Source organism: Micromonospora sp. RHAY321 (genome assembly GCF_023896955.1).
GTDB lineage: Bacteria > Actinomycetota > Actinomycetes > Mycobacteriales > Micromonosporaceae > Micromonospora.
Genome location: NZ_JAMHIW010000009.1, coordinates 97,790 through 116,116, shown reverse-complemented (window position 1 = coordinate 116,116; position 18,327 = coordinate 97,790). Strand labels below are relative to the sequence as shown.

Genomic DNA, 18,327 nt, shown 5'->3' with positions numbered 1-18,327 from the left:
CCCTACGTACTCGGCTCGCGACCCACGTCACGGTGTCGCGAGGGTGAACCGGCGCACCGTCACCGCGCCGCCCAGCGCCTGGGTGGCGTAGTTGAAGATGCCGAACCGGTATCCCATGAAGAACTGCCAGGCGTTGTTGAGGGTCAGGGCGTTGCCGAGCGCGACGAAGGTGACGCCGTCGGTGCTGTAGGAGAACCTCGCCTGCCGGCCCGTCCCAGGTCGGATGTCGGCGTTGGCCCGCAACCAGATCCTTCCGCCGGACACCGCGGCGCTGGCGACCTCCGTCCCGGTGCCGACGGTGTTCCAGTTGGTGCCCATGGTCAGGCCGTTGGTCATGACGACACGCGTGGTGCCGTTGTCCCGCCTGACGCCGATCCATGCCGAGGTGTCCCGCAACATCGCGAGACCGGCCCGGTCGCCGTCGCGCATCGTCGAGTAGTCCAACTCGATGGTGCCCGTCGAGGTCGGACCCTGGATCCGGTGGGTGACCGTGTTGCGGGCCCGGTAGAGGTCGTTGGTCACCGTCGCGGTCTGCAGACGCAGCCCGTTGTTGACCGACCACCGGCTGTCGTCCGGGTTGTGGTTCCACTCGTACTGCGGTCCGAGGGCGGTGCCGGCGAAGGTGTCGGTGCCGGTCAGCGGCTTGACGGGACGCGGCGGAAGCGGGTTGGGGTAGTTGACGCCCCAGTTCCCGTTGACCGTCTGCACCTGCGGCCAGCCGTCGCTGGTCCAGCTGATCGGCGCGAGCGTCGGCATCCGCCCGCCCGGGTACGCGTCGGTGAAGGCCATGTAGTACCAGGCGCCGGTCTGGGTCTGCACCAGGCCGCCCTGGTGGGGCACCCCACCGCCGGAGATCGGGCCCGGCATGTTGAGCAGGACCTGCCGCTGCTCGTACGGACCGAACGGGCCATTGGTCGACTTGAGGACGTACTGGCCGTTGGCCGGGCGGGTGAGCCAGATGTAGTAGGCGCCGTTGCGCTTGTAGAAGCGAGCGCCCTCCAGGGTGCCGATGCTCGACGGCGTCTGGTACACCTGCTGGGCCCGGACCTGCGTCCGCCCGTCGGCGGACAACTGCGCCACGCTGATCGTGCCGTTGCCGTACGCGACGTACATGGTGTCGTTGTCGTCGATCAGCATCCCGGCGTCGTAGTAGCAGTTGGGGATGGTGGTGTGCCGGCTCCAGGCGCCGTCGACGGCGGAGGCGGTGTAGATGTGCGTCTGGGCGAAGTCGATGCAGCCGGCCCAGTAGAAGGTGCGGTTGCTCGGCCGGTAGTTCAGCGTGGAGGCCCAGATGCCGTCGACGTACGCCTGACTGCCGTTGGCCATGTCGTATTTCGTGCCGAAGTCCAGCCGGGGCACCGAGTGGCCGGCGAACTCCCAGTTCACCAGGTCCCACGAGCGCAGCACGGGAGCGCCGGGCGAGTAGTGCATGGTGGAGGCGGACATGTAGTAGACGTCGCCGACGCGGATGATGTCGACGTCGGCGAAGTCCTGCCAGACGACCGGGTTGGTGAAGGTGCCGCCGGGGTTGCCCGAGTCGCCGACCCGGACCAGTTGCCACTGCTGGTGGTTGCCGTTGAAGTCGTCGTACTGCACGACGTTGCCCCCGTCGGCGGTCGAGGCGTTCTGCACCTCCATGGCCTTGTTGGAGTTTCGATTGATCAACCGCACGTACCCGTCGGTCGAGTCGGCGAGCCGGAACTGCTGGTTGCTCCCGTTGTGATCGGCCCACTGCACGATTGCCGCACCGTTGGCCGTCGACGCGTTGGACACGTCGAGCACCTTGCCCGAGTGCCGCGACCTCAACCGGTAGTAGCCGTCACCGGAGTCGACGAACTGCCACTGCTGCCAGTTGCCGTCGTTACGCGACCACTGGGAGATCCGCGCCCCGTCGGCCGTGGCCATGTTGTACAGGTCCAACGCCTTACCGCTGTTGCGGTTCACCAACACGTACCAGGCGTTCGGGTCCACCGTCGCCGCTGACGCCGGAGTCGGGGACACGGCGACGAGGGTGCCCCCGATCAGCACCGCCACCACGGCCGCGGCGACGCGGGACAACCACCCGCGCCGCCCTGACACGGCCCAGGTGGGACCACCATTGGAAACCATGATCCTCCTTCGGGAGACAACCACGAACCAGAGCTGGTCGGGCGGACCCCTCATCGGGCGGCGGACGCCACCAGGTCTGATCCGCAGCGCAACGTGATCGTTCGACAGGTCGGTGCGCCCCTGCCCAGGAGGCGCAGCCCGGACGACCCGTAAGGGATTGATCTTCGGTCCGGCGGGCCGACGGCCAGCGTTCCGATCCATCGACTGTGAGCGATAACAAGCCGTTAGTCAAGGCGTAACACTCGGCCCAGAACCGCAGCGCCATCGCATGGTCGGCGGCGCGCCGGCCCGAAGTTCCCGACCACATGGTTCGTGATCTGCGCCGATGCCGCCGTCCGCCTCTCCTGACCACCGCAGCACACACGCCAGCAGAGACATCAGATGTCTCTGATTTACATCGGTGAATGTCAGCGATAACATCCCTGCAATCGTCCCGTCATCGCTGGACGGCAGCCACGGCTGGAGCCGACGGGTTGGCACCAGCGGGACGACCGACGCGACCAGAGCATCGGCGCCTCGGCTCTGCACGTGGCCAGGCGGCCTCCCCACGGCAACCTGCCGCCAGCACGGACGGGCACAACGACACCCGCCTACGGCCCAGCCGTTCCGACCAGTCACGGCACCGGCTCACGACGCCGGGCCGCAGTTCTCCGAGGAGGAACACGTGAACAGACGCAGGAGATGGACGACCGCCGTCCTGGGCGTCCTGGCGGTGGGGGTCGCGACCGCCTTCGCCGGCGGCCTCGTCGCCCCGCAACCGGCGCAGGCGCTGAACAACGGCGTCGCCCGCACCCCGCCGATGGGCTGGAACACCTGGAACACGTTCGGCTGCTCCATCAACGAGACCCTCATCCGCCAGATGGCCGACTCGATCGTGAACAACGGCCTGCGGGATCTCGGGTACAAGTACGTCGTCGTCGACGACTGCTGGTTCAACCCCAACCGGGACGCGCAGGGCAACCTGCAGGCCCACCCGGAGCGGTTCCCGAGCGGCATGAAGGCGCTCGGCGACTACCTGCACGCGCGGGGCCTACTGTTCGGCCTCTACCAGGGTCCACTGGACCAGACCTGCGCCCAGTACTTCGACGCCTTTCCCGGCTCCACGGGGAGCCTGGGGCACGAGTACCAGGACGCCCGGCAGTTCGCCGCCTGGGGCGTGGACTACCTGAAGTACGACTGGTGCTCCCCCACCGGGACCATCAACGACCAGGTGGCGAGGTTTGGCATCATGCGTGACGCGCTGGCCGCCACCGGACGGCCGATCGTCTACAGCATCAACCCGAACAGCATCCACGAGAAGACCGGGCCGCAGCGCAACTGGAGCGACGTGGCGAACCTCTGGCGGACCACCGAGGACATCACCAACGCGTGGGACACCGGCCAGACCAACGGTTACCCGATGGGCATCCAGAACATCGTCAACGTCACCGCGCCGCTGGCCGGGTACGCCGCGCCGGGCGGGTTCAACGACCCGGACATGCTGGAGGTCGGCAACGGGGGGATGAACGACACGGAGATGCGCAGCCACTTCGCGCTCTGGTCGATCATGGCGGCGCCGCTCATGATGGGCAACGACCTGCGCTCGGCGAACGCGGCGACGTTGACGATCCTGAAGAACCAGAACCTGATCGCCATCAACCAGGACCCGCTCGGTCTCCAGGCCGTCCAGGTCTCCAACGACGGCACCCGGCGGATCCTGGCCAAGCGGCTGGCCAACGGTGACGTCGCCGTCGCCCTGTTCAACCAGGGTGGCTCCACCACGACGATCTCCACCACCGCCGCGGCGATCGGCAAGACCGGCAGCTCGTTCACGCTGCGGGACGCGTGGACCAACGGCACCTCCACGACGACCGGGGGCATCTCCGCGAGCGTCCCGGCACACGGCACCGTGGTGTACCGCGTCAGCGGCGGCGGCACCACCGACCCGCCGACGCCCACCACGTTCCGCCTGCGCAGCGAGTCGGCCGGGCGATGCCTCGACCTGGACAACTCCAACAGCGCCAACGGCACCGGCACGCTGATCTGGGACTGCCACGGCAACCCCAACCAGCAGATCAGCCAGAACGGCCAGACGCTGCGGATCCTCGGCAAGTGCCTGGACGTCCCCACCACCGCGACCAACGGCACCCGGGTCCAGATCTGGGACTGCAACGGGGGCACCAACCAGCAGTGGACGTTGAACGGCAACGGCACGGTCAGCAACGTCCGCTTCCCGTCGCTCTGCCTCGACGTCAACAACGGCGGCACGGCCAACGGCACGACCGTGATCCTCTGGTCCTGCCACGGCAACACGAACCAGCGGTGGAGCCGCGCGTGACCCCGGGCCCCTGACCCGCAGACCGGCCGGGTGGACAGCACGTCCACCCGGCCGGTCACCCCGTCAGGGGTCAGCTCCGCAACTGCCGCTCCTTCGATCGGGGTCACCCGCGAGCGGAACCGCACGCGCGGACCGCGCTGACCGTGGCGGTGCGTCATCTGGCTCCCGCGCTCACCGTGCGGGCGGAAACCGGGCGCCGTTTCGGCATGTTCGAGGGGTCGCGGCTACCCGATGCGGATCAGCTGCCACTGCTGGTTGCTGCCGTTCCAGTCGTCGTACTGCACGATGTTGCCGCCGTCGGCGGTCGAGGCCCCCTGCACTTCCACCACCTTGTTGCTGTTCCGGTTGATCAACCGGACGTAGCCACCGTCGGAGTCGGCCAACCGGAACTGCTGATTGGTCCCGTTACCGTCACTCCACTGCACGATGCTGCCGCCGTTGGTGGTCGAGAAGTTGTAGACGTCCAACACCTTGCCCGACAGCCGCGACTTCAGCCGGTAGTAGCCACCACCGGAGTCCACGAACTGCCACTGCTGCTGATTGCCGTTGTTACGCGCCCACTGCGTGATCCGCGCACCGTCGTTGGTGGCCAGGTTATACACGTCCAACGCCTTGCCACTGTTGCGATTCACCAGCAGGTACCACGCGGTCGTGTCCGGAGTGCCGGGCGGGGGCGTGGTGGGCGGGTTGCTACCGGCGTTGAGTGCGTCGAGGACGGCGTTGTACGCGGCCTTCTTGTTGCCCGATCGGTCGAACAGCAGAGCGTCGTCGGTGCCGCGCCAGGAGTCGCTGTCCCGCACACCCCACACCGTGATGCCGTTGCAGCGCGCTATGGCCAGGCAGGCGCGCGTGACGGAGGCGTAGATGTTGGCCTGGTTGGAACCGGTCATGACGTCGAGTTCGGTGATCTGCACGTCGACACCGAGGTCGGCGAAGCGCTGCAGATTGGCCTGGTAGTCACCCGGCAGCGACGTGCCCAGGTGGGACTGGAAACCGACGCAGTCGATCGGTACGCCCCGAGCCTTGAAGTCCCGCACCATGTTGTAGACACCGGTCGACTTCGCGTTGACGCCGTCGGTGTTGTAGTCGTTGTAACACAACTTGGCGCCGGGATCGGCCGACCTGGCAGCGCGGAACGCCGCCTCGATCCAGTCGTTGCCCGTGCGCTGGAGGTTGGAGTCACGCCGTCCGCCGCCGCCACCGTCGGCGAACGCCTCGTTCACCACGTCCCAGGAGTGGATCTGGCCTCGGAAGTGCGTGGCCACCTGGGTGACATGGTTGATCGCGGCGTTGCGCAACGCGCTACCCGAGAGGCCCTGCGCCCAACCCGGTTGCTGCGCGTGCCAGAGCAGGGTGTGACCCCGCACGGTCATGCCGTTGGCCCGAGCGTGACTGACGAGACGATCGCCGCCGGTGTAGCTGAACCGGCCCTGTTGGGGCTCGGTGGCGTCCCACTTCATCTCGTTCTCGGCGACGACGCTGTTGAACTCGCGGTTGAGGATGCCGACGTACTGGCTGTCGGAGAGCTTGCCCGTCGCGACGGCCGCGCCGAAGTAGCGGCCCTTCTCGGCTGCGGACGCCTTCAGGGTGGTCCCGGCACTGGCCGTGGAGGCCAGCGTCGCCGTCATACCCGCGGTGAGCGCGACGGCGAGGGCCATCGTCGACAACACGGTTCTCTTGGATGTCATGGCGTTCCTTCTCAGTCTTTGAGCGGTGGTGGTGATGTGCCAGTTCGCTCGGGGAGCCGGTCCGGGACGGCGGGCGCGGCTCGCGGACGGTCGGTGAGGTGGACGGCACCGGCACGCGCAGCCCGGTCGCTGTCGCCAGCAGATGTCCTGAGGTGACGTCCGCATGCCCTGAGGGGACGTCGTGATCGCGAGGCCGACCAGCGGGGGCTCGCCCGGTGAGCCGCGGATGCGGTCGTCCTAGACATCGAGAGTGAGCGATAACATCCCGTCCGTCAAGACGTAGGAAATCATCTATTTCTCAGCCTTCGGCCACATCGACTGATCGGTATGTCCCTGACATTCCAAAGGGAGTAGACCGGTGCAAGGTCGCCGTGTGGTCGCTAACAATGCTGACTGCACCTGCCGCGCCGTCACCGGTCCCGCCGCGTGACCTGGGACGGGCTCGGCCTTGCGCCGAGCCCGTCCCTTCAGCTCAGCTCGACCCTGATAGCGAACCGCGACAACGTCCACCTGTTCGGCATCGCGTCGCGCGGCTCTCAGGATCGACCCGTCAGCGCTGCAGTGTCAGCAGACCCGGCCGGTACGGCAGGAGCCCGTAGTCGCCGCCGGAGTTGGGGGAACGGCCCTGGTACAGCAACTGCAGGTTGCAGGGATCCACGGTCATCGTCTGGTCGGCGTTGCCGCGAATCAGCTCGCCGTGGCTGATGTCGTTGGTCCAGGTGGCGCCACTGTTGGCCTTGCCGGCGAAGGGATTGCTCTCGGTCGCGGCCTGCGGCGTCCACGAACCGCCCAGGCTGGTGGCCGTGAACGAGCGGAAGTAGCGACCCTGCGAGCCGATCGCCTCGACCAGCATGAGGTAGCGGCTCTGACCTTGAAGTTTGTAGACCTGAACGGCTTCGAACAGGTTGTTCGTCGTGTCACTCATGATCACCGTCGACGTCGAGCCGAAACTGCCCGGGAAGTTCCCGATGGGCATGCTGGCCCGATAGATCTTGCCGTTGTCGCCGGCGAAGAACAGGTACATGTTCGTGCTGTCACCGATGAGCGCCTGGTCGATGGGTCCCGTACCGGAGCCGGAGATGCTTCCGGAGAAGAGCACCTGCTCCGACGACCAGCCATTCGGGTTGGTGGGGTCGCTCGACGTCCGGTAGGAGAACGCCGTCCCACCCCACTGATAGGCGAGCACCCAGATGTTCCTCGGCGCGAAGTAGAACAGCGAGGGCGCGACAGTGGAGAACGACATGGTGTTCTGACTGGCCGAGGCCATGTCGGACCAGTTCGTGAAGAGGCCGAAGTTCATCGACCCCCACCTCGTCCCGGTGTCGTGCGTCGTCGCGTAGACCAGATGCCGGCCGTTGTAGGGGGCGTAGGTGAAGTCCTTGAGCGAGACCCACCCCGACTTCGGGTTCGCCAGCGAGCCCGTCGATGTCCAGCGGTACGTCGACGGCAGAGCGCACGTGCCGGGTGGTGGCGTGGTCGGGTCACCCCCGCCGTCGACGCGCACGAGTTGCCACTGCTGGTTGCTGCCGTTCCAGTCGTCGTACTGCACGATGTTGCCGCCGTCGGCGGTCGAGGCCCCCTGCACCTCCACCACCTTGTTGCTGTTCCGGTTGATCAACCGGACGTAGCCACCGTCGGAGTCGGCCAACCGGAACTGCTGATTGGTCCCGTTACCGTCACTCCACTGCACGATGCTGCCGCCGTTGGTGGTCGAGAAGTTGTAGACGTCCAACACCTTGCCGGAGTGCCGCGACTTCAGCCGGTAGTAGCCACCACCGGAGTCCACGAACTGCCACTGCTGCTGGTTGCCGTTGTTACGCGCCCACTGCGTGATCCGCGCACCGTCGTTGGTGGCCAGGTTGTACACGTCCAACGCCTTGCCGCTGTTGCGGTTGATCAACACGTACCACGCGCTCGTGTCGACCGTCGCCGCGGCGGCGGGTGTCGACGACACAACCGCGGCGGCGGCACCACCGACGACCACCGCCACGCCGGCGGCGACGACCCGCAGCAGGAACCCGCGCCGCCGCGGGGGCGGTGAGATTGATGGAGATCTACCAAAGGCAGACATGATCCTCCTCCAATGACCAAGAGCCGAACGGTCTGCCCGAAGATGGGCGCACCGCGACGCGTGGCCGGGCGCAGGCGTCGGAAGATGTCAGCGCTAACAAGACGTCTGCATGCCCTAACGCACGCCTGATTCCAGGTCGACGAAGTAGGGCCTGCCCGGTAAGCCGCGGTTGTCGTCGTCCTTAGCCATCGACTGTGAGCGATAACATGCCGTTCGTCAAGTCGTAATGTTCCGGGTTCAGACGTTCGCGCCGAGGTCCCCGAGCCGCCGATACGGCGCAAGCCACTGGCCGTCCGGCCTGGACCGCCAACGCACCACCACCGCCCGAAGGCTCACCGCAGTCGAACACCAGGGTTGGTGCATATGTGCCGATATGCGCCTTTTCGCCTGTTTGTTGGGGTAGACATGTGCGAGTAGCCCACGGTCGAGAGCAGGGTGCCTCGCAGTGCGCCGACTCCTGGGCAGGACGTGGGTGCAGGTGCCGACAGGCTGCGCGAGGCGGGGGTCCTGATGGCCAACGAGGTTCCTGCCGTCGACCCTGCGCAGTTCGAGGTGGGGGCCGTCGGGAAGTTGTCGCGGAACGTGAACCTGTTCCGAGGCGACCTCAACTACCCGCAGAATCTCGTCCAGCTGCCCGGTGTGCCGGATGACGACACTCTCGCCGTCGGGGTGGCGTTGCAGTACCGGAGCAACGTCAGCGACCAGGTCGACCAGTGGAACCTGGACGCTCCCACCGGAATCGTCGGCCTCGGCTGGTACCTCGCGTGGGACCGTATCGAGGCCTGCTTCTCCGGTTCTGTCAGCGCTGTCGGCGCCGAATACGTCTACTGGTCGGGCGGCGTCTCGAACGCCCTGGTACCCGACGCGAGCCCCTGGCTTCGCGCCCAGCTCGACCAGGCGACCGTCGGCACCCTCGTCAGCGGGCCGGTGTCCGACGAGGTGGTCGCGGCCTTCGCGGCCCAGGGGCTTCCGCTGGCCCCGGCGGCAAGCGTGACCGGCGATGCCGCATCGGGCTGGACGATCAGCGATCCCACCTGGGAACGGGTCTTCGCGGTCAACGTGAGCGCCAACGGCGCGGACGTCCAGGACGGCGGGCTGCGGTACCAGACACAGGACTACCTGTTCTGGCAGATCTCGTACTACCCGGAGTACGAGAAATGGGAGGTCACGACCGACTCGGCCGAGGTCAGAGTCTTTGGCGGTGGGCTTGGCGGCACCGCGCAGGGCTACGCGACCAGCGCCGGCAACAGCATCGAGTGGGCGGTCAAATGGGGAGGACCGTCGGGCACCTGGTCCGGGCCGTCGATGCTCGGCACGGGCCAGGCCCAGTACGCCCGGGCGTGGAACCTCACCACCCGCCGCGATCGGTGGGGCTCCTGCGTCGGCTATGCGTACAACGAGTTTCCCCGGGATGAGGACGGCCTGCTCGGCAACAACGCCGAGCAGCTGGTCGGCACCGGGCTGCCGTACACGAAGGCGATCTACCCGACCAGCGTGACCAGTGTCGCCGGTCAGGTCGTGCTGTTCCGCTACGGTGACAAGACCTTCACCGCGGACGCGCAGGAGTACCTCGACCCACACAAGCAACTCGTCCCGGCCGACGGGCCCGAGAGCCCGCCGTCGAACCTCGCCACGCCCAACGCCTACCAGGACCGCTACGAGACGCTCTACCTGCAAGGCCTCGACGTCATGGCCGCGGATGGCGACCTGATCTTCGCGATCGACCTGACCTACAGCGCGCCGCAGGTGGTCTCGACGACGCCGGCCGGGCTGTCGGTCACCGCCGCCAAGCGCTACCTGACGGGCGTCACCGAGCGCAACAGCTACGGCGCGAGCCTGCCCGGCTACGCCTTCGACTACTACCTCGACGCCGCGGACTCCCCGAACGTCGGCGCGCTGTGCTCCATCACCTATCCCCAGGGAGCCGTTGCCACCTGGGCGTACGCGTCGTCCTGCCTGGACATCTGCGACCGGGCGACCCCGCAGATCGAGCCGCCGGACGCCCTCGGCGCGGGTGCTACACCCCTGGTGTGGAGCGGCCCCGACTATGTGGTGTCGGTCTGGTTGAGCGCCACACGGACGATGGCGACACTCGATGTGTACACCTGGCTCGGCCGTTGGTCACACTGGTGCGGCGGTACCGTCTACGACGATCCCACGAACCCGCTCGACGCCGACGACACCCAAACCGTCACGGCCGCCGACACGTTCGCGTTGGCGCTCGGCACCGAGTCCGGGACCAGCGCCGTCACGCTCTACAACCGCACCCCGCGACAGCCCGACCAATGGTGCGCGACCAGCGTGCCCGCGCTGGCGGGCCAGGTCAGCCTGACCGCCGGCGCGGCCTTCGTCGCCGCCGTGCTGGCCACGTCGTCGACCTACCTGCTCTACCAGTGGGCGTGGAACTGGCGCGATGGCTGGAGCGGACTGGAGGATCCGGTCCGCACCGAATCGTCACCGCTGTTCGTTCTCGGCGACGCCGAGTGCCTGCTGGTCGCCAGCACGACGACGGCCGGCACCGACCTGTCGCTCTGCTGGCTCGACCCCGGCGCGCTCTGGCACGACGGCAGCAGCGTCACCCTGCCGTGTCAGGTGAGCTTCAACGACGGCTACCAGGTCGTCTGGGACGTCGGCCCGTCCCTCGTCGCGCTGTCATTCGCCGAAGGCCCGGCCGGCTCGAGCTCAACCTATGGTGTGCAGTTGCTGCGCTGGGATCTCGACTACCAGTTCGTCGACACCACGTACGTCGGCGGGCTGGCGGCCGAGCCGATCGACGGGCAGCAGGGCGTCTCGTGGCCGCCCGGGCCGGTTGTGGTCAACGGCGGGTTCGTGGCCGCGCGGGAGAACCTGTTCCGGTTCGACGCGGGCACCTGGCACACCGCGAGCTTCGCCACGTCCATGCAGGGCTACGGGTGGCTGGCCTTCGCGTACGGAGACGACGTCGCGGTCCAGGTAGCCAACGACGACACCGACGCGGTAACCGGCCTGCTGGCCTACGACCCGGACGGCGGCGGATTCCCCGAGCAGCCGACGCCGATCCTCACCGCGCTGCCCTCCGGCGGCACCGTCGCCGATCAGGGTTGGCCGTCCGCGTCTGGTGGGGACTTCGTCGTCGCCCGCAACGCGGTGTACTACCGGGGCACGTCCACCACCTGGTGCGACTCGGTCCAGCAGCCGGTTTTTGAGCTGACCTCCACCTCGCAGCTCGCCGCCGACGTCGATTCCCGCAGCATCGCCAACCAGGCGCCGAGCTACCTCGCCTACCTGGTCACCGATGCGGCCGACCCGGCGAACGACGCGGTCCAGCTGCTCGTTCTGCGCAACGGCGGCGTGCTGCAGCCGCTCCCCGACGTGCTCGCCGGCTCGGCCTACTACGTGCCGGGTGTGTCGCCCGGCGATCCGGACGGCCAGCTCGCGTCCGGGCCGTCGTCCCTGGTCGCCTACGCAGCCAACGAGGGCGGATTCAGCCAGGCATCCTCCTACCAGGTGTTCCGCTACGCCGGGCAGGCGATGAACGGCCCGGTCACCGACTATCCGGTTGCCTCGCTCACCGTCACCGACGGCTTCGGCGGCACGTATTCGACCGCGTACGAGTTCAATCCCGCGAGCGCGACGTGTGATCCGACCGGGCAGGTCGTCAAGTACTACCGCTCAGCGGTGTACGACGGCACCACCGACCCGGCGACGTCGACGTACGGCCGTACCGTCTTCTCCTACCTCAACGGCACGGTCCCCGGATCGACCGAGATGCTCTTCGACGGGCTCCTGCAGCAGGCCGTCGTCTTCTCCGGCGGGTTCGAGTTCGCCACCGACTTCGACGCCGCGCTCGGACTGGATCCGGCAGCGTCGCCCGGCCCGCCGCAGCCCGTCCCACCCGGGCTCGCCCAGGCCTTCACGGCCGGCGGCGTCACGCTCGGCGATGCCGCCACCGTGCAGTACCTCCAGGTCGACGGCGGATACCGCTACTGGTCGGTGAACGATCCCAGCAACGACGCGGTCTACAACCTCGACTACACCGGTGACCCGGACCCGTCGGACGCGGTGCGGGCCTTCTCCGGCGCGGCGGTGCAGAGCCGCACCACGGCGTGGACCATGTTCGACACCCGCAGCTCGTCTCCCCAGCCCGGCGCGTCGCCGTTGCCGCTGTTCGGCGGGTACGTGCGACCGGAGGCGGTGGTGCAGCGGCAGGACGGGGTCCCGATGGTCACCGCGCTCACCTACCTGCCAGCCGGGCTGCCAGCCCCGTTCGCCGGTGTCGTGGTGGGACGCTGCTGGCAGCTCACCACCCTCGCCGGGGCGGCCGAAACGCACGTCGAGGAACGCTGCTACGGCCACCAGGTCTATCCTCCGCTGCTCGCGGCGAACCTGCTGCAACCCGTCGTGGCGGTGCGGGAAACGGTCACCGTGGGTGACGCCGATCCGGTCACCGCCAGCTCGACGGCCACCACCTGGTCGCCCTGGTCGCAACCGGGCACCGGGATCTCACTGCTCGCCGCGACGCAGCACTGGGCGTGGAGCGGCGACCCGTCGGGCCAGGACAGCGGAATCTTCCCGTTCGACGGAGCCCCCGACCCGGCGTACTGGTTGACGACCAGCACCGCGACGGTGCTGGACGCACGGGGGTCGGTCCTGGAATCGGTCGACCCCGCCGGCACCGCACACGCGACGCTCACCTCGGTCGACGGGCTGCTCGACGTCGCGCACGCCGCGAACGCCAGCTTCGCCGACGGCGAGGCCACCTTCTGCGGTTTCGAACCCTACGAGGACCTGGGCGGCTGGTCCCTGACTGGCGGGGCCACCTGGGACACGACGGAGGCGCGCACCGGCTCGGTCAGCCTGCTGCTGCCCGGCGCCGGCGCCGGCGCGGCCCGCGCAGCGCTCGCGCCACGGGCGGGCGAAACCTACGTCTTCAGCGCCTGGTGCAAGACCGACCCCGGGTTCGTTCAGGCCGACTCCGGCTGGACCCTGACCGTCACCGTCGGTGGCACGCCCACGGTGGTCGAGCTTCCGTTTCCGGACACCGGGGGCGCCTGGTCGTACCAGTGCGTGCCGATCACCGTCACGGCGTCGACGGATGGGGCGACGCTCTCCGTCACCGCCGCCAACACCACGGCGGTGCCGGTTCGGGTGGACGACCTGACCCTGACCCCGTTGACCGCGCAGCTCGTCGCCCGCACGTACGACCCGACGAGCCGGGTCCCGCTCGACCGGATCGACCGTGCCGGGCACACCTGGCACACCATCCGCGACACCTTCCTGCGCGAGGTCGGCAAGACCACCTCCGCCGGCATGCCCTCTGCCATGCGGCTGAGCTACCTCTCCCGGCGGGGCAATCCGTCCGGGTTCGCGTCGACCGACCCGAACGCGTCCCTGGCGATCCGGTGCCTGCTCGGTGGCAGCTACCAGAGCTTCCGGGACGGCGACGCCTGGCAAGCCGAGTGGACGCCGTCACGCGTCGGGGCGTTCGCCGCCAGCGCCGGGATCCTCGCGCACGCGTCGGCCGGGCAGAGCGACTCCATCGGCTACGCGTGCCCGCTGCCCCCGACGTACGCCGTGTACGTCGAGCTGGCCCCGCTCGGCGGCGGCCCGCTCGAACTCACCGACGACTTCGCGATCGCCGTCGGCGACGCCGCCACGGTCACCTTCGACCACGTCAGCGGTCAGTGGCTGCTCACCCTCGACGGCACGACGATCCCGGCCCTGGCCGCCGTGCCGGGACTACCGACCTGGTGCCTGCTCACCCTGGTCGGCGGTCAGCTGCTGTTCCACGCCGACGGGCAGTTGCTCTTCGCCCAGTCGAGCCAGGCTCAGGGCACGCCGAGCATCAGCACCGGGTGCAACGCTGTCGGGCTGGCCAACCTGGTCGTTCTCGCGGGTCCGGCCCTGCGGGTCAAGCAGAGCGACGCGACCGGGGTCGCCCGCCAGGAGCACCTGCTCACCGACGAGGACTACCTGCTCACACAGTCGATCCGCGACGGCCGGCATCGGAGGATCGTGCAGACGCTTCCGGTGCCGGGGCTCTTCGGCAGCGGCGCGTCCCTGCCCGTGCTCACCTACCGTCCCGGGCTGGTCGACCTGGCCACCTTCCTCGCCGGGCTGGACGGCACCGCGACGATGAGCGGCGACGTCGCCGACTGGTACGACGGGACGAACGACACCGACGACGGCGGCTACCCGTACCGGCGTTGGGTGCTCGAGCCGTCGCCACTCGCCCGCCAGGTCGAGCTCGGCTTTCCCGGTGCGGACCAGGCGATCGTCGACCTCGGCTCGACCACGCCGGCGAGCCGTCCGACCGTGCAGTTCGGCTATGGCAGCAACGCGGGAGATCTGCCGTACGGCCTGGACCCGCCGGACACGACGTTCCACCTCGTCACGCGGACCAGTCAGACGAAGACGACGATGTCGCATCTGCTCGACGCCTCCCGCCGTCACGCTGGGCGGTTCACCCCGGACAGCGGTGCGGTCGCGCTCGACACGATCGTGCCGAACTACGGCGACGGCACCCTCGGCACCGCCCACGCCCTGCCCGACTCGTTCACGTTCGACGACCCGGCGCAGACGCTGGTGCGGCAGGAGAACACGGTCGGGCAGCTGATCCAGGAGTCGGCGCCGGACACCGGCACCATCCGCTACCTGTTCGACAGCGGTGGACGGGTGCGCTTCGTCCAGGACGCCGCGGCGGCAGCCGCCGGGCTGGTCGCCTACCACACGTGGGACGCGCTCGGCCGGCACCTGTCGGCCGGTACCGTCACGTTCGACTGGACCCCCACCACCGCCGCCCAGTTGCAGCAGTACGCCGACGATCCAGCCTGGCCGCAGGACCAGACGCAGGTCCCCTACCAACAGACCCGGTGCTGGACCTACGACGGCGACGGAACCGATCCGACGGCGCTGGGCCAACTCGTCGCCACGGTGGCGCTCACCGGAACCGGCGCTTCGCAGTACCAGGTCGCCGAGGCGTACGGCTGGGCTCCGACCGGGGTGCTGGCGAGCCGGACAGCGACGGTGAGCCAGGGCGGCACGACGCTCGGCACGTTCACCACCACCTACGACTTCGACAACCAGGGCCGGGTCACCTGGATCGGCTACCCCGAGGGATCATCCACCGGCCTCAGCGGCGTCGCCTACACCTACGACGGCCGGGACAACGTACTGGCGATCACCGACGCCGACGGTGTGCCTTTCGTGACGCTCACCTACAACCCGCTCGGCCGCCCGATCAGCCACACCTACGGCGATCTGCCCGCCGGCTCGGCCACGTACGACCCGGTCGGTCGGCTCACCTCCTTCGGCGTGCAGACCGACGACGCCGCCTTCTCACTCGCGCTCACCTATGATCCCGCCGGCAACCCCGCGACGCTGGTCGAGGCGACGACGGGTGCGGGAGTCGCGGACGCCGCCTCCGTGCGGTACGACTACGACCCCCTGCAACAGTTGCTCTGCGCGGCCGACGCGGCCGGCACGCGATCGGTCGACGTCGGCTACGTCGACGCGGACGGCTGCAGCGACTGGAACGGCAACGTCCAGACCCTCGCCACCGGCGGCTCCGGCCCCGCCTGTTTCACCTACACCCCCGGGACGAACCAACTCGCCGCGGTGACCCCCGACGGCGGCGAGCCCACGACCTACACGTACCAACCGAACGGCCTGGTCGAGGCACGCGGCGACGGTCTGACCCTCAGCTACCTCGACACCACGGCACTGCCGGCAACCATCACCAACGGTCAGACCGGACAGTCGCTGACCTTCGCGTACGACGTGAACGGTCACCGCCGGATGAAGTGGCGCGGCGGCGACTCCGCACCAACGCTCTATGTGCACGCCGGTGTGCCCGGCCCCCTGCTCACCGTGGACCCGTCAGGTGTGCCGACCGCCTGGGTGCACGGCCCGACCGGACTGGTCGCCATGGTCCGCGGCAACCAGCGCTACTCCGTGGTGACCGATCATCTCCGCTCCCCCCGGCTCGTCCTGGACAGCACCGGAGCGCTGGTCTCGGCGTACTCGTTCGACGTGTTCGGCCGCCAGGTGCTCGCGCACGAACCGGCGCCGGGCTTCCTCCCGATCCTGTTCACCGGCCAGGAGTTCGACGCCGAGACCGGCCTGTACGCCTTCCCGGCCCGGCTCTACGACCCGTGCGTCGCGCGGTTCCTCAACCCCGATCCGGCCGCCCAGTACGCCAGCCCCTACGTCTACGTCGGCAACCAGCCGACCCTGCTGACCGACCCGAGCGGCCAGTTGACGACCCTTCAGGAAAGCAGCATCGAATTTGGCCTCTTCCTGGTCGTCCTGGCCACCGTGGTCGTCAGCGCCGGCGCGACCGCGACGCTGGTGCCCGCGGCGATGGCCGCCCAGGGGCTCCTCGCCGCGACCGCCACCGGGGCCGGCATCGGCGCCGTCGGCGGCGCGGTGATGGGCGCCGCGGGCAGCGGCCTGCTCTACAGCGTGGAGACGCCGCCGGGAATGTGGAACGCGAAGACGTTCGGCGAGGAGTTCGGGGCCGGAGCGGCCGCCGGCACGGTGGGCGGCTTCATCACCGGCGGCATCGCCACCGCGTTCACGGCCGGGCTGTCGGCTGCCGGCGCGGCGGCGAGTCAGGTCCCGGAGCAGGTGGGCACCGCGCCCGTCGTGCCAGCGCCACCGCCACCCGCCGGTGCCGCAGACGATATCGAGGAGGTGACGGCCCCCCAGGACGCCCAACCCACGGCGGCGCACGAGCCGAATGCCGCAGCCGCACCGGAGGAGGCCGCGCCAGCCTCCCGGGCCCAGCGGGCATGGACCTACGCACGCCCCCGGCTGGTGCCGAACCTCGCCGCCGGGATCGTGGGCGGCACCGCGCAGGGCACGACGAAGCAGCTGCTCACCAACACCATCAACCATGTCCCACTCACCACCGGCCTGACCGTCGGAATCCTCGAGTACACCGGCTTCGGCGCGCTGACCCCCCTGGGGGGTGTGGCGGTCAACGCCGGCGACGAAGTCTTCGCTCCCGTCTCCGCCCTGAAGTCCGCGTGGCGCGCGGACCCGTTCCAGGTCATGGTGCCGGCCGCCGGACTCGGCGTGGTGACGCTGCCGGTCGTGCTCGGTGCCTTCGTCGGCTACAGCGATCTCCGGTACGCCACCTGACCCGATTCCATCCGCCCCTGATCGGGGGCGGCACCCCGTAGAGGAGAGACGTGGCCCATCTCAGTGTCCGCACTCAGGCGATGCCCGACGCGAACCCGTTCGCCTCGCCGGTGGTGTTCGACTTCACCGCGGACATCGACAGCGGCGAGCAGATCCTGGCGTACGCCGTCGCGATGAGCGGCTTCGTCCTGAACTACCAGACCAACTCGCTCTGGTGGGCGGAGGACGCGGGCGCGGTCGGGGTGTCACTCACCCCCAATCTGATCGGCACCGTCGTCGCCGTCGGCGGCAACGTCATGCTCACCGACTATGACGGCGACAGCGCCATCGACCCGCCCAACTCCGACAGCGGCCCGGGCAGCGTCGCGCAGGTCAGCGTGCTGGCGGTGATCGGCACGCCGTACACGTCGGCACCGGTCTGTGCCACAGCCTTCGGCCTGACCTCCGGCCAGGACTCGTCGGTCGTCCCGATCGGGGACAACACCACAAGCCTGGCCTTCCTCTCCGGGTTTTCCGTCGCCGCAAGCGACGGCACCGGCGAGATCGGCGGGCTCACACTCGCGTCGAGCGTGGCGTCTCCCGTGGGCAACCAGGTGACGGTCAACGGCAGCGTCGGCCTGACGAACTTCTCGACCACCGGCACGGTCGACGTCGGGCTCCTCTCCTACGGCACCGATCTCGTCGGATTCGACGTGCAGGCGGCGAGCGTGACCTGGCTCGTTCCGGAGGGGCAGCAGGGCATGACCGGAGTGTTCTTCGTGGACTTCACCATTCCGTCCGGCTACTCGTCGGTCGCCCAAGCCGCGCTGCTGCTGCAGGACGTCAGCATCGTCTACGACGACACCGCCGAGTTCCAGCTGATCCAGGTGATGCAGGCGGGTGACCTGAGCATCGGCGCCTCCACCGTCTCCGGAAGCGTCGTGCTCAACCTGTTCAACCCGGATTCCGGGGCCCACCACTACATCTGCTCGGACAGCAGCGCGACGCTGTCCGTGATCGCCCAGTTCGCCTGACCGGAG

At 68.9% G+C, this 18,327-nt stretch carries 6 protein-coding genes; 3 read left to right on the top strand and 3 right to left on the bottom strand.

Annotated features, from left to right (window positions below; all coding sequences use genetic code 11):
- Positions 1–27: 27 nt before the first annotated feature.
- Positions 28–2,109: an RICIN domain-containing protein gene (locus tag M8C17_RS20205; protein ID WP_252418077.1), complete on the bottom strand. Its 2,082-nt coding sequence runs from the start codon at positions 2,107–2,109 to the stop codon at positions 28–30.
- Positions 2,110–2,908: 799 nt separating this feature from the next.
- On the opposite strand from M8C17_RS20205, the gene M8C17_RS20200 reads away from it, so the two are divergent.
- Positions 2,909–4,426, top strand: coding sequence for a ricin-type beta-trefoil lectin domain protein (locus M8C17_RS20200; RefSeq protein ID WP_252418164.1), 1,518 nt, complete (start codon positions 2,909–2,911; stop codon positions 4,424–4,426).
- 224 nt (positions 4,427–4,650) lie between these two features.
- Here the strand turns inward: M8C17_RS20200 and M8C17_RS20195 are convergent, their stop codons facing one another.
- Together M8C17_RS20195 and M8C17_RS20190 are read right to left on the bottom strand one after the other, a co-directional pair.
- Positions 4,651–6,114, bottom strand: coding sequence for an endo-1,4-beta-xylanase (locus M8C17_RS20195; protein WP_252418076.1), 1,464 nt, complete (start codon positions 6,112–6,114; stop codon positions 4,651–4,653).
- A gap of 550 nt (positions 6,115–6,664) precedes the next feature.
- Entirely contained in the window at positions 6,665–8,185 is a 1,521-nt protein-coding gene (locus M8C17_RS20190; RefSeq protein WP_252418075.1) for a non-reducing end alpha-L-arabinofuranosidase family hydrolase, read from the bottom strand.
- A gap of 582 nt (positions 8,186–8,767) precedes the next feature.
- Here M8C17_RS20190 and M8C17_RS20185 point away from each other — a divergent pair.
- Together M8C17_RS20185 and M8C17_RS20180 are read left to right on the top strand one after the other, a co-directional pair.
- The gene (locus tag M8C17_RS20185; protein ID WP_252418074.1) at positions 8,768–17,308 is read left to right on the top strand and encodes an RHS repeat domain-containing protein; all 8,541 of its coding nucleotides are present in this window, start codon (positions 8,768–8,770) and stop codon (positions 17,306–17,308) included.
- A gap of 50 nt (positions 17,309–17,358) precedes the next feature.
- The gene (locus tag M8C17_RS20180) at positions 17,359–18,321 is read left to right on the top strand and encodes a hypothetical protein (protein ID WP_252418073.1); all 963 of its coding nucleotides are present in this window, start codon (positions 17,359–17,361) and stop codon (positions 18,319–18,321) included.
- Positions 18,322–18,327: the final 6 nt, after the last annotated feature.